11 protein-coding genes are annotated in these 12,483 nt (G+C 59.9%); 10 read left to right on the top strand and 1 reads right to left on the bottom strand.

Going from position 1 to position 12,483, the window contains the following annotated elements; genetic code table 11:
• Window positions 1–2: 2 nt before the first annotated feature.
• The 7 genes from DKK75_RS03010 (at window position 3) to DKK75_RS03040 (ending at window position 7,440) form a co-directional block, all read left to right on the top strand.
• Window positions 3–671 (top strand): ATP-dependent Clp protease proteolytic subunit, encoded by a 669-nt coding sequence (locus DKK75_RS03010; RefSeq protein ID WP_110451981.1) that lies wholly within the window; start codon window positions 3–5, stop codon window positions 669–671.
• Between the two features lie 141 nt (window positions 672–812).
• Entirely contained in the window at window positions 813–2,126 is a 1,314-nt protein-coding gene (gene clpX, locus DKK75_RS03015) for an ATP-dependent Clp protease ATP-binding subunit ClpX (RefSeq protein ID WP_110451982.1), read from the top strand.
• A gap of 69 nt (window positions 2,127–2,195) precedes the next feature.
• On the top strand, window positions 2,196–3,134 hold the full coding sequence (locus tag DKK75_RS03020) for an NAD kinase (protein WP_110451983.1): 939 nt from the start codon (window positions 2,196–2,198) through the stop codon (window positions 3,132–3,134).
• Window positions 3,134–4,906 (top strand): DNA repair protein RecN, encoded by a 1,773-nt coding sequence (locus DKK75_RS03025; RefSeq protein ID WP_110451984.1) that lies wholly within the window; start codon window positions 3,134–3,136, stop codon window positions 4,904–4,906. Before DKK75_RS03020 ends, DKK75_RS03025 begins: the two co-directional genes overlap by 1 nt.
• Window positions 4,907–5,334: 428 nt before the next feature.
• Window positions 5,335–5,742, top strand: a complete 408-nt coding sequence (locus DKK75_RS03030; RefSeq protein ID WP_110451985.1) for a GntR family transcriptional regulator — start codon at window positions 5,335–5,337, stop codon at window positions 5,740–5,742.
• A 22-nt stretch (window positions 5,743–5,764) separates the two neighbouring features.
• The gene (locus tag DKK75_RS03035; protein WP_258333132.1) at window positions 5,765–6,721 is read left to right on the top strand and encodes an ABC transporter ATP-binding protein; all 957 of its coding nucleotides are present in this window, start codon (window positions 5,765–5,767) and stop codon (window positions 6,719–6,721) included.
• On the top strand, window positions 6,718–7,440 hold the full coding sequence (locus DKK75_RS03040; protein WP_110451987.1) for a hypothetical protein: 723 nt from the start codon (window positions 6,718–6,720) through the stop codon (window positions 7,438–7,440). The genes DKK75_RS03035 and DKK75_RS03040 overlap by 4 nt, the downstream gene beginning before the upstream one ends.
• Window positions 7,441–7,501: 61 nt before the next feature.
• Here the strand turns inward: DKK75_RS03040 and thrC are convergent, their stop codons facing one another.
• On the bottom strand, window positions 7,502–8,983 hold the full coding sequence (thrC, locus tag DKK75_RS03045) for a threonine synthase (RefSeq protein WP_110452288.1): 1,482 nt from the start codon (window positions 8,981–8,983) through the stop codon (window positions 7,502–7,504).
• A gap of 203 nt (window positions 8,984–9,186) precedes the next feature.
• Between thrC and glyA the strand changes: the two genes are divergently transcribed.
• The 3 genes from glyA (at window position 9,187) to DKK75_RS03060 (ending at window position 12,480) form a co-directional block, all read left to right on the top strand.
• Window positions 9,187–10,494, top strand: coding sequence for a serine hydroxymethyltransferase (gene glyA / locus DKK75_RS03050; protein ID WP_045935291.1), 1,308 nt, complete (start codon window positions 9,187–9,189; stop codon window positions 10,492–10,494).
• 127 nt (window positions 10,495–10,621) lie between these two features.
• Window positions 10,622–11,926 carry a glutamate-5-semialdehyde dehydrogenase gene (locus DKK75_RS03055; protein WP_110451988.1) on the top strand — a complete coding sequence of 435 codons (1,305 nt, stop codon included), beginning with the start codon at window positions 10,622–10,624 and terminating at the stop codon, window positions 11,924–11,926.
• Entirely contained in the window at window positions 11,923–12,480 is a 558-nt protein-coding gene (locus DKK75_RS03060) for a phosphoribosylglycinamide synthetase (protein WP_110452289.1), read from the top strand. The genes DKK75_RS03055 and DKK75_RS03060 overlap by 4 nt, the downstream gene beginning before the upstream one ends.
• Window positions 12,481–12,483: the final 3 nt, after the last annotated feature.

Genomic DNA, 12,483 nt, shown 5'->3' on the forward strand with positions numbered 1-12,483 from the left:
ACATGGCATCTGAAGAAGCGCAATTCGTTGCACGGGCCCGTCGACTGGCTGGCCCTCGAGGCCTGGGCGCCATGCCCACTGACCGCTATGTGCTGCCGCAGTTCGAGGAGCGAACCCCCTACGGCTACAAGCGCCAGGACCCCTACACTAGGCTCTTCGACGACAGGATCATCTTCATGGGCGTCCAGGTGGACGACACCTCCTCGGACGACATCATGGCCCAGCTCCTGGTTCTGGAAAGCCAGGATCCCAACCGCGACGTGATCATCTACATCAACTCGCCGGGGGGATCCATGACGGCTATGACCGCCATCTATGACACTATGCAGTACATCAAGCCCGATGTACAGACTGTTTGCCTGGGTCAGGCTGCCTCGGCTGCTGCAGTTCTTCTGGCTGCAGGCACCAAGGGCAAGCGCCTGATTCTGCCCAACGCCCGTGTGCTGATTCACCAGCCGGCCATGGAGCAGGACTTCGGCAAGGCCACCGAGATCGAGATCCAGGCCAAGGAGATGCTGCGCATGCGCACCTGGCTGGAGGAGACCCTGGCCAAGCATACCGGCCAGAATGTCGACAAGATTCGTAAGGACATTGAGGTGGACACCATTCTGACCGCCCAACAGGCCAAGGATTACGGGATGGTGGACGAGGTTCTGGAGCACCGCGATTAGTTTCAGTGACTGCGTGCATGATTGTTCGTCCGGATGGCGGCGGGTCCTTGGGTCCACGGCCTCCGGGCGTTTGGCATAATGGACGATGCCAGTCAAATATGAATTTGGCGATCCTTGCGGATTCTCCGGGAAGGGAGAGCCATGGGCCGTGTGGTCAGCTACAATGACGGACTGAATCGCTGCGAGTTCTGCGGCAAGGACGAGCACCAGGTGCGACGCTTGGTCAAGGGGCCTTCCTGCGCCATTTGTGACGAATGCATACGTCTGTGCGCCCAGATCATCCAGGAGGACATGGCTAAGGATGCCGCCGACCAGCGGCTTACTCTGCCGGCGCCCTCAAAGATATTTGCCTACTTGAACCGGTATGTCATCGGCCAGGAGGCCGCCAAGCGCACCCTGTCGGTGGCTGTTTACAATCACTACAAGCGCGTCAATATGGACATTGGCGACCGTGGCCGTGCTGCGGGCACAGCATTGAAACGCAAGGATGCGGCCCCTCGCGTCCAGGTGGACAAGTCCAACATTCTGCTCATGGGTCCTACCGGCGTAGGCAAGACATACTTGGCACGGACCCTGGCTACCATCATGAACGTCCCCTTTGTCATTGTGGATGCCACAAGCCTGACCGAGGCTGGATATGTGGGCGAGGACGTGGAGTCCGTCCTGCAGGGGCTCCTCCAGGCTGCCGATGGCAACATGGACCTTGCTCAGCGCGGGATCATCTACATTGACGAGATCGACAAGATCGCCAGAAAATCGGGGGAGAACACCTCCATCACCAGGGATGTGTCCGGCGAAGGGGTCCAGCAGGCTCTGCTCAAGATCATCGAGGGCACTCAGGCCCGCGTGCCGGTACAAGGTTCCCGGCGGCGCGGAGACGTTCGCACGGTCGTCATGGATACGGCCAACATTCTCTTCATTTGTGGCGGCGCCTTCGTTGGTCTTGAGGATATCGTTCGCCAGCGGCTGGGCCTGCGGGAGAGCGGGTTCTCGGCTACTCAGGGGAGCGAGAGGGTGTCTGGTGGCCGGGTCATGAGCCAGGTCAGGGCCGAGGATTTGGAACAGTTCGGCCTATTGCCCGAGTTTGTGGGACGGCTGCCTGTCATTTCCACTTTGGAGCCTCTGGGCGCCGATGAGTTGCGACGCGTGCTGACCGAACCGGACAATGCCCTGGTTGATCAGTACCGGCGCATGTTCATGGATGATGGGGCTGATCTGGTTTTCACCGACGCTGCCTTGGACCGTGTTGCCGCCATCGCCCTGGAGCGCAAGGTGGGCGCCCGTGGATTGCGAGGGATCATTGAACGCACTCTTGAGGCGACTATGTTTGAGCTGCCTGATAGGCCGGATGTCTCCCGTGTTGTGGTGGATGCCGATGCAGTGGACGGGACAGGCTCCCCCCGGTACGAGACCAGGAAGGGTGTGGCCGCAGCTACAGGTCGTCGTTTGGCCTGATTCAGGCAATAGAGCGCCGCTGTTGGCCGGGCCCGATAGGATGGTCATTGATGCCGGAAGGGAGGCCCCATGGGTGCTCGTAGCGCTGTCGTAGTTACGCACAGTCGGGTCCGGGCAAGCGGTCACCTGGTGGATGAGGTCGAGGAGCAGCTGCGCCGGGACGGATTTAGCGTCTCGATTGTCGACAACATCGCCGCCCCTGAATTCGGCAGCCCTAGCCAGAAGGTGGCCGACGACACCGAGATTGTCATCGTTCTGGGCGGCGATGGGACCATTCTGCGGGCTGCAGAGCTGGTCAAGGGCACTGAGGTGCCCATCCTGGGGGTCAACTTGGGTCATGTGGGATTCCTGGCAGAATTCGAGAGCTTCCAGATAGGGGAAGCCATTCGTAGGGTGGCTGATCATGACTACTCCATCGATGAGCGCATGGTGGCCCATGTGGACCTGTGGATACCCGGAGCCGATCGTCCACTGAGCGATTGGGCCCTTAACGACATGACCCTGGAACGATATGATCGGGGCAAGATGATTGAGGTGTCGGTCCGAGTAGACGATGTGGAGATGAGTTCCTTCGGCTGCGACGGCATGATTGTGGCCACCCCGACCGGTTCAACGGCCTACGCCTTTTCGGTGGGCGGGCCCATTGTCTGGCCGGATGCGCAGTCGCTGCAGATGGTGCCCATAGCTGCTCACGCCCTTTTCGCCCGATCCCTGATCATCGGTCCGAAGTCACAGTTCACTTTAGACATTCTGGGTGATTCCCAGTCGGCTGGCTGGATCTGCAATGATGGGCGCCGTCAGCGGCCAGTGCCCAAGCGCTCCCGCATTGTGGTGCGGCAGTCCCACGACATCCTGCGGCTGGCCAGGCTGTCCGGGGTGCCGTTCACTAGACGGCTGGTCTCCAAGTTCGACCTGCCGGTGGTCGGCTGGAGGGAGCAGCATCGCTCCTCGGCAGCTGCAGACGGACAGGACCAGGGGGAGCCGCCAGAGTCGAATAAGGAGCACTGATGCTGGAAGAGCTGGAAGTACGCGACCTGGGTCCAATCCATCATGCCCTGCTACGGCCCGCTGCTGGCATGACGGCCATCACGGGGGAGACCGGAGCTGGCAAGTCCATGCTCCTCAATGCCATCAGGCTGATCTCCGGATCCACCGCTCGTCCGCAACTGGTAGCACCTGGTGCTCGGGAGTCCTGGGTGCAGGGGATTTTCGATGCTGGAACGACAGGAACCGAGAATTCAGTGACTGCGGTTATAACTGAGGCTGGTCTACCCGTGGAGGAGGAGGGGCAGATCTTCCTTGCACGGACCATGCCCGTCAAGGGGCGTTCCCGTGCCGCGCTAAACGGCAGGACGGCCCCTCGCGGTCTGCTGGAGGAGGTGGCTGGAATGCTGGTCACTGTCCATGGTCAGGCGGATCAGATGCGCATGGCCAGCCCGGCCCGGCAGCGCGAGTTTCTGGATGCCTATGCTGGTGACGGTCCGCAGCTGGAGACCTTTTCCAAGGCCTTCAGGCAGTATCGACAGGCCCAGGAACATCTGGAGGAGCTGCGCAACCAGCAGTCCGGCGCTATGGCCCAGGCTGATTATCTTCGTGAATCCATCGCCCGGATTGATCGGCTCGACCCCCATTCCGGCGAGGATCGTGAACTCAAGGCCCAGCGGGACAGGATCGAGCATGCTGCCCAGATCAGTCAGGGGGTCATGTCAGCGTTGTCCGCCTTGGACTCCAGTCAGATCGACCCTGATGCCGACGCATCATCGGCCACTGCCCTGGTCGAACGAGCCATTGCCGCCCTGGAGGGCATCGGTGTGGAGGGTGTCTTTCAGGAGTCGGTCCAGCGGTTGCGGTCGCTGAACGCCGACCTGTCTGACCTGGTCTTCACCCTGAGCAGTCAGCTGGATGACGAAGGCCAGGAGGGTGATCTGGACAAGATCAATGCCCGCATCCATGATCTGGATGAGCTGACCCGTCGCTGGGGACCAAAAATCGACGACGTTCTGGCCTGGCGCAAGAAGGCTGCTTTTGAGCTTGAGGACATGGATGCCTCACCCGAGAAGCTAGAGGAGCTTCAAGGACAGGTTGAGCAGCTTCGTGGAAGCGCCTTGAAGGCCGCACGGAGTCTGTCTGTGTCAAGGGCCAAGGCTGCACGAAGGCTGAGCGATCTTGTCGACAGCGAATTGCACTCCCTGGCCATGGCGGGAGCTGGGCTTGAGATTCACGTCATGCAGCGCCAGGACCAAGACATGGATGGGCATGGTCTGGACCGAATCGACTTTCTCTTCAGGCCATATCCGGGTTCAGATCTTCTCCCCATGGGCAAGAGCGCCTCGGGCGGCGAACTCAGCCGGCTCATGCTGGCCTTGGAGCTGGTAGCCGCTGAAGGCCGGACCTCATTGGGATCTGATGGGCGTAGTGAAGGGCATACCGGCCTTGACTCCCAGGCTGGCGACCCGACGATGACTTTCATTTTCGATGAGGTGGATGCTGGTGTAGGCGGTCGGGCAGCTGTGGAGCTGGGTCGTCGTCTCGCCCGATTGGCCGTCACCGCTCAGGTGATTGTGGTCACCCACCTGCCGCAGGTGGCTTCCTGGGCCGATCGACAGTTCGTCGTGGCCAAGGGACGGGAGGGCGGCGACACTGTAGAGACTCTGGTCCGCCAGGTAGAGGGCAAAGACAGGGAGCGAGAGATCGCCCGGATGCTGGCCGGCAGCGAGTCCACCACTTCTCTGAAGCACGCACGAGAGCTTCTGGCCTCCAGCAGACTTCAGCGCAGATAAGCCTAGTTGCCGCCTGTACTTTGTAGCGCCAAAGTCCATCGATTTGACGACTTAGACAAGTATCGAAAGCTTTGCTGTTTTTTGCGGCTTGCAATTGCATGCTCGACATCCGCCACTTTGATGCTTCGACAGTAGGCGAGTGGTTGTGAACGGTTGTGCGGTACCGACTGTATTTGATTTTCGTTGATGACACCTTATCCCTCCTTGGTATCAACAATGGGGCGACGACCCGGTTCGGATGGCATCTTGTCTGAATTCGTGATCAGGTAGAATTTCAGCAATACAGCGCTGTTTCTGCGGAATTCGTGAACCATGGCCGTAGAAGAGCAGTGGCGAGGTTGTCTCCATGATTAAACTGTTATAGTGTATACATGAACACCGGTACAGCTCAGCCAGAGTCGTGCCGACCATCCATGAAAGGGGCTTGGATGAAGCTGATCATCTCATCCCTGTCCGGACAACCGATTTATCGGCAGATTGAGGACCAGATACGTTCGGCCATCCTGCTCGGAGACTTGAAAGCCGGGGAGGGACTGCCTTCCCTGCGACATCTCTCGCAGGAGCTCAGGGTGTCCGTGCTGACCGTGACCCGTGCCTATACCGAACTCGCTCAGGAGGGCTTGGTGGAGAACATCCAAGGCAAGGGGACCTTCGTGGCTGACAGCGGCGACCAGGTCATGCGGCAGCATCTGGAGGACCGCGTGCAGTCCCTGTTGGGGGAGGCGGTTGATACGGCTCGTCGGGCCGGCATGGAGCCGGACCGAATTCGCAGCCTGCTCGACGGCCTGCTAGGCGACAAGGGTTCTGCACCCGCGTCCAAAGAAGGAAAGGAATAGCAGCATGTGCGCATCACCGTCGATGACAATTTCTGGTGAAGATGTCGACTATGCCTTGCGCGTCAGTGACCTTGGGAAAAGCTACGTCAAGGCTGACGGCACGGGATTCCGCCTGCATCGAGTCACTATGGATCTGCCCATGGGCTACATCATGGGATTGATTGGCCCCAACGGCGCGGGCAAATCCACCTTGATCCGGCTCTTGCTGAATATGATCCGCCGAGACAGTGGAGAAATCAGCATTCTGAACCGTGATCCGTTGAGCCAGGAGGAGGAGGTCAAGGCAGACCTGGGTGTGGTCTTCGATTCCATTTATTTCCTGGAAGCATGGAAGGTCAAGGCCGCCGAATCAGTGATGGCACCCATGTATCCCTCTTGGAACAGTGATCGCTATCAGGGCTATTTGCGTCGGTTTGGTCTGCAAGAAAACCGCAGAATTGGCAAGCTTTCCCGTGGCATGCAGATGAAACTGATGCTGGCCGTCGCTCTCAGTCACGATGCGAGGCTCTTGATTCTGGATGAGCCTACCAGTGGTCTGGATGTCCTAGCCAGGGACGAGCTCATGGATATTCTGCTGGACTACATCGGAGACGGTCGTCACTCAGTACTTTTCTCCACTCATATCACCACGGATCTTGAACGGGTGGCTGACTTCGTTACCTACATCAATCGGGGGTCAGTCTTCTACACCGGCCCCAAGGACGAGTTGATGGAGGCTTTCCAGGTTGTGAGAGGGGGGCCGGACGATCTGGCTAGAGCGCAGATACCTCATCTGATGGGCCTGCAGCGTTCCGCCACAGGTTTCGAGGCTTTGGTGTCTACTGAACACTTGGAGGATTTTCTGGCATCGGCTTCCCCTGCCGACGTCGAGCCTTCAGAGGAACGCTATCTGGTGGAGCGGGCCGATTTTGACAACATCATCAGACTGACCACGGGCTCACGTGCTGCGGCCAACAAGAGTAAGGAGATGGAGGCATGAAGGCGATAGCCAAGCAGATCAGGCTGGACATGCAACGTTGCAGTGGAGGAGCCGGAGGCTGCTGGTCGTGTATGCTGCTCTTCATCGCTGCACCGCTGGCAGGAATCATCTTGAAGGGCGTCCTGGTCGTGACTGGCCACAACCAGGATGGAAATTTAGACTTGGTAAATGGAATGGTCACGGGTTCCTGCGTTGCAACTGCTGCCGTCGCGCAGATCCAATTATTCATTGATTTTTACTCTCCAGCAGCTCGCCTGAATGGCATTGTGTCTATTTCGCGTGGTCATCAGGTGCTGGGACGCTATTCGGCTATTGTGCTAATGGTCTTGGCTCAATGCTGCTGTTTTGCGATCTATTTCCGGATAGCTGGAGGTCTGCCTTGGAAGGGTTCGGATCCTTGGCAGGCTGTGACTCTTTTTACCTTGGCTATCTTCATGTTCGAAATGCTGCTTTTTGCCTTGGCTGCTCCACTTTTCTACTGGCTTGATCCAGTAAAAGCTTTACGTGCCCTGTTGGTGCTCTTCGCTTTTATTGCCTTGATCGGTATTGTCTTGGCCTGGCTGCCTTTGGACTGGGGAGCTCTCATGACTAAACTTGGACGTTTCCTTATAGGAGACCTGTGGAAACCTGTAGCTCTTAGTCTGGCCATAGTCTTGTTGGCGAACCTGGTCTCTGGAGCCGTTTCCAGCAGGGTCTATGCGCGCAGGGAGATTGATTGACGCCAGACTTTCAATCTGACCGCGATTACGGTGATCTATGTCCTCGCAGTCCTGGGCCAGCTCAGGACTGCATGACCGCGTGGCGGACGTAGTCAGACATGTCGCCGGGATCGATGCAGTCCTGGAAACGCACAGGTGCGTTTTCCAGGGCGCGCAGAGCCTTGGGGGGCATGGTGTTGGTGGCCTCGGCCAGGATGTCCATGCACTCGAAGTCGCTGTCAGGGGTCTCCAGACCCAAGGATTGGCAGACCACCCGGGGGAACTTGTAGGGGCTTGCTGTAGACAGCAGCACCCGGGGCACGGCAGGATCCCTGCCGGTCTGGACGGCCATGACGTGGTAGCCGCAGGCCGTGTGCGGATCGATCAGATATCCTCGGTCCTCCCAGCAGTCGCTAATGGCTGAGGCCACTTGGTCCTCGTCGGCCCAACCGCAGGAGAAGAGCCCACGGATTCTGGTCAGCAGGGCTTCAGGCACCTGATAACGCCCCGTGGACTCCAGATCGGCCATAAGCGAGACAATCAGTTTGGTGTCGCCGTCGGCCATGTAGTAGAGCATCCGCTCCAGGTTGGAGGAGATCAGGATGTCCATGCTGGGAGAGGTAGTGATGTAGAAGGGGCGGTTGCGGTCATAGACGCCTGTGGTCAGGAAGTCGTTGAGGACTCGGTTGCGGTCCGAGGCTACGGTCAGGCGAGCAACTGGAAGTCCCATCATCTTGGCATAGTACCCGGCCAGCACATCGCCGAAGTTGCCGGTGGGCACGCAGAATTCGACCGAATCCCCAGGTCTGATCACTCCCCGTTCCATCAGAGACCCATAGGCTCGGAAGTAGTAGACGACCTGCGGTGCCAGGCGGCCCACATTGATGGAATTGGCCGAAGAGAGAACGGTTGAAGCCTTCTTACCCAGCTCACGAGCCAGATCAGCGTCGGCGAAGATGGACTTGACTGTGGACTGGGCATCGTCGAAATTGCCTCGAACTGCACAGACCCGCAGGTTGCCGCCCTCCTGGGTGACCATCTGCAGACGCTGGATCTGGCTGACCTTGCCCTGCGGGTAGAAGACGGTGATGCCCGTGCCCGGCGCGTCTGCGAATCCTGCCAGCGCCGCCTTGCCTGTGTCTCCGGAGGTGGCTGTGAGCACCATGATCCGCTCGCCATCCTCCCCGGCCAGGGCCATAAGTCTTGGCAGAAGCTGCAGGGCCACGTCCTTGAAAGCCGAAGTGGGCCCACGGAAGAGCTCCAGTACGAAGTCGTTGCCGCCCAGGTCCACCAGAGGGGTGATTGCCGGATCGGACCACTGTTCTCCGTAGGCTGCTTCCAGGCAGGAGTCCAGCTGACCGGAAGAGTAATCACTCAGCAGTCTCGAAAGAACCAGCTTGGCCGTACCCTTGTAGTCCAGGCCGGCAACCGAGGCAGGGTCGATGGTCAGAGCGTCCAGTTCATCGCTGACGTAGAGTCCGCCGTCAGGAGCCAAGCCTCGTCTGATGGCTTGCTTGGACTGCAGCTGTTCTTCGCCGCCCCGAGTGCTGTGGTATGTGCTCATGGTTGCCTGCCCCTCCGCCATGTCGCCGAACAGATCATTACCAAGGCATTCTACCCCGTGCAAGAGTCCGAACCATTGACCTGCTCGGCTCGCGAAGGAAACCGTCTATGGACGCGAGGGCCTGCCAGGGGTCGGTATGGCGTACAGTATTGCCCACCAGCCCCTGTATCCGAGGCTGTAAGTCAAAGACAAAGGAGCGACCCATGGTCGAAGAGAACCCGGTACAGCAATCCTACGATGTCCTGAACTCTTCGATCTCGCAGGTGGATCCGGAGATAGCTGCACTGCTGGATGGGGAGTTGGAGCGTCAGCGAGGCGGTCTGGAGATGATCGCCTCTGAGAACTTCGTGCCCAAGGCTGTCTTACAGGCCCAAGGATCCGTGCTGACCAACAAGTATGCCGAGGGCTATCCTGGCAGACGCTACTATGGCGGATGCGAGTGGGTGGACCAGGTCGAGAACCTGGCCCGAGACCGGGCCAAGGCCCTCTTCGGCGCCGAGTACGCCAATGTCCAGCCTCATTCGGGTGCCCAGGCCAACGCCGCTGTCTATCAGGCCCTGATCAAGCCTGGCGACACTGTGCTGGGACTGGCCCTGGACCATGGCGGCCACCTGACCCACGGCATGAAGATCAACTTCTCCGGACGCTTTTACCATGCTGAATCCTACGGGGTGGATCCGGACACTTTCCGCATCGAGCCTGAGATCATCCGTCAGCGGGCCCTGGAGACCCATCCGGCCCTGATCATCGGCGGGTGGAGCGCCTATCCACGCATTGAGGACTTTGCAGCCATGAAGGAGATCGCCGACGAGGTGGGGGCCAAGTTCTGGGTGGATATGGCCCACTTCGCCGGCATGGTGGCAGCCGGTCTGCATCCCAGCCCGGTGCCCTATGCCGATGTGGTCTCCTCCACGGCTCACAAGACCCTGGGCGGACCCCGCTCCGGATTCATCCTGGCCCGTCAGGAGTATGCCAAGAAGCTCAACTCCTCGGTCTTCCCCGGCAACCAGGGCGGCCCGCTCATGCATGTGATCGCCGCCAAGGCTGTGGCCTTCAAGCTGGCCGGCACGCCTGAATTCAAGGAACGCATGGAGCGCACCTTGGAGGGCGCAAAGATTCTGGCTGAGCGCCTGATGGCCAAGGATGTGGCCGACAACGGCATCACCGTGCTCACTGGAGGCACGGACGTCCACCTGGTCATGGTGGATCTGCGCAACAGCGAGATGGACGGCCGTCAGGGGGAGGACCTGCTGGCTAGGATCGGCATCACCGTCAACCGCAATACGGTGCCCTTCGATCCGCGCCCGGCCTCTGTGGCCTCCGGTCTGCGCATCGGGACCTCCGCCTTGGCTACTCGCGGATTCGGCCCGGCCCAGTACGAGGAGGTTGCCGATGTGATCGGCACTGCGCTGGCCCAGGGTCCCCAGGCGGATCTGGATGCCCTCAAGGCCCGGGTGGATCGGCTGGTCGAGGCCTTCCCGCTCTATCCTGAGCTGGATCAGACCCACTGATTGGCCCTTGAAGGAGGGAGGTGCAGCAATGCCCTCCCTCCTCCTGTCGTCATTGCCCTCGCTGAGGGTTACAATCGGTACAGAAATGGGTCTGGCGGACCCGTGAGGGCGAAAGGATCTGACGAACATGAGTGAACACGAGAACTCCGATCGTCAGGATGTGTTCGATCGGGTCTGCGCCATGGCCGATGCGGCGGCTGCCGCACAAGCTAGCCTCGCGGGCGTGACCGGCCAGACCAGAAACGCCCTCTTGCTGGCCCTGGCCGATGCCTTGATCGATCGGGCCGATCAGATTGCCGCAGTCAATGAGCAGGACTGCACTCAAGCTTTTGAAGAAGGAATGAGCGCCGGTCTGATCGACCGTCTGCGCTTGGACGAGGTTCGTATCGCGGACGCCGCCCGTGGCGTGCGCATGGTGGCGGGGCTGACCGACCCCCTGGGCGAGGTGGTTCGTGGTCATGACATGCCCAACGGCCTGCGGCTCAATCAGGTGCGGGTCCCTCTGGGCGTGGTCGCCATGATCTACGAGGCCCGTCCCAACGTCACCATTGATGTGGTGGCCCTCTGCCTCAAGTCCGGCAATGCGGCCCTCCTGCGAGGAGGCCACGCAGCTGAACGTACCAATCGCGCCCTGGTGGAGCTGATAGGCGGGGTGCTTCGTGAGCAGGGGCTGGATTCGGCTCTGGTGGCTTCCGTGGACCGATACGGTCGCGAAGGGGCTCAGGCTCTGATGAAGGCACGCGGTCATATCGATCTGCTGGTGCCCAGGGGTGGCCGAGGGTTGATCCGCAGTGTAATTGAGCAGGCTACCGTGCCCACCATCGAGACTGGTGCCGGTAATGTCCATATTTATGTGGATCGCTCAGTGGATATGGATCAGGCCATCCCCATCATCGTCAACGCCAAGACCCAGCGGGTCGGCGTCTGCAACGCTGCTGAAAAGCTGATCGTCCACCGGGGCGTGGCCGCCGACCTCCTGCCCCGTGCGGCCCAAGCGCTGACACGGGCCCAGGTTGAGTTGCACCTGGACGCGGTCTCCATGGATATCCTCGCCGGGCATGGTCTGCCTGAAGAACTGCTGGTCCGCGCAGAGGAGGCTGACTGGGACCGCGAATATCTGGATTTGAAGATGGGGGTGCGTGTGGTGGACTCCCTGGACCAGGCCATCGAGCACATCAACCGTCACTCCACCGGCCATACCGAGGCCATCCTGGCCCGGGACTACGAAGCTGTTGAAGAGTTCTCACGTCGGGTAGATTCGGCTGTGATTATGGTCAACGCCTCAACCCGATTCACTGATGGCGGCATGTTCGGCATGGGCGCCGAGCTAGGCATCTCTACCCAGAAACTGCATGCTCGAGGACCCATGGGTCTGCAGGAGCTGACCACAACCAAATGGATCGGCTACGGCAGGGGGCAGGTGCGGCCGTGAACGAGAAGATCGAAGAGCTCTTCCAACGCGAACACGACAACCCGCGCATCTGGCTGAGGGTGGCTTCCGAACGACTGAGCCTGCTGCGGTACGTTTTTCTAGTGCAAATCGAGGACGGCATCCCGGATGCAGACCAGCGCTCCTGTTTGGAGTATGCCGATGCAGTCCTGATCGGATGGCCTGACGAACATGCCGATGATGTGCACGACCTGGATCAAGACCAGCTCAACCAAGTCAGACATGACATCACCGTCATGGAAGAGCGGGTGCCTGTCTTCCGCAAGCAGGAGCAGGAGGGACGCATCGCCGACCTGTCCGACTCTCTGGTGGCCATTACGGGATGCGTAGCCCAGGTTCGTCGGGCCTACCAGCCAGGCTTCCCCCTGCCCACCTACTCCGAGATTCGCCGTGTGGTCCAGGAGGAGTGGAATGCCGACATGGAACGGATCGATCCTGACCGGGTCAATCCCAGTGCCGAGCAGATGCGCCAGGAGGCCGAGTCAGAGAATGAGGAGAACGCCTCGGAAGCCAGACGGGAGGACGAGCAGGCGTGAACC

This window comes from Bifidobacterium asteroides (genome assembly GCF_003202695.1).
Taxonomy (GTDB): domain Bacteria; phylum Actinomycetota; class Actinomycetes; order Actinomycetales; family Bifidobacteriaceae; genus Bombiscardovia; species Bombiscardovia asteroides_G.

What these genes read in the sequence shown, in the direction of transcription:
- DKK75_RS03030 (WP_110451985.1), top strand. Translation starts at nt 5,335, where the DNA reads ATGAAGCTGATCATCTCATCCCTGTCCGGACAACCGATTTATCGGCAG.
- DKK75_RS03025 (WP_110451984.1), top strand. Translation starts at nt 3,134, where the DNA reads ATGCTGGAAGAGCTGGAAGTACGCGACCTGGGTCCAATCCATCATGCC.
- DKK75_RS03010 (WP_110451981.1), top strand. Translation starts at nt 3, where the DNA reads ATGGCATCTGAAGAAGCGCAATTCGTTGCACGGGCCCGTCGACTGGCT.
- clpX (WP_110451982.1), top strand. Translation starts at nt 813, where the DNA reads ATGGGCCGTGTGGTCAGCTACAATGACGGACTGAATCGCTGCGAGTTC.
- DKK75_RS03040 (WP_110451987.1), top strand. Translation starts at nt 6,718, where the DNA reads ATGAAGGCGATAGCCAAGCAGATCAGGCTGGACATGCAACGTTGCAGT.
- thrC (WP_110452288.1), bottom strand. Translation starts at nt 8,983, where the DNA reads ATGAGCACATACCACAGCACTCGGGGCGGCGAAGAACAGCTGCAGTCC.
- glyA (WP_045935291.1), top strand. Translation starts at nt 9,187, where the DNA reads ATGGTCGAAGAGAACCCGGTACAGCAATCCTACGATGTCCTGAACTCT.
- DKK75_RS03020 (WP_110451983.1), top strand. Translation starts at nt 2,196, where the DNA reads ATGGGTGCTCGTAGCGCTGTCGTAGTTACGCACAGTCGGGTCCGGGCA.
- DKK75_RS03035 (WP_258333132.1), top strand. Translation starts at nt 5,765, where the DNA reads ATGACAATTTCTGGTGAAGATGTCGACTATGCCTTGCGCGTCAGTGAC.
- DKK75_RS03055 (WP_110451988.1), top strand. Translation starts at nt 10,622, where the DNA reads ATGAGTGAACACGAGAACTCCGATCGTCAGGATGTGTTCGATCGGGTC.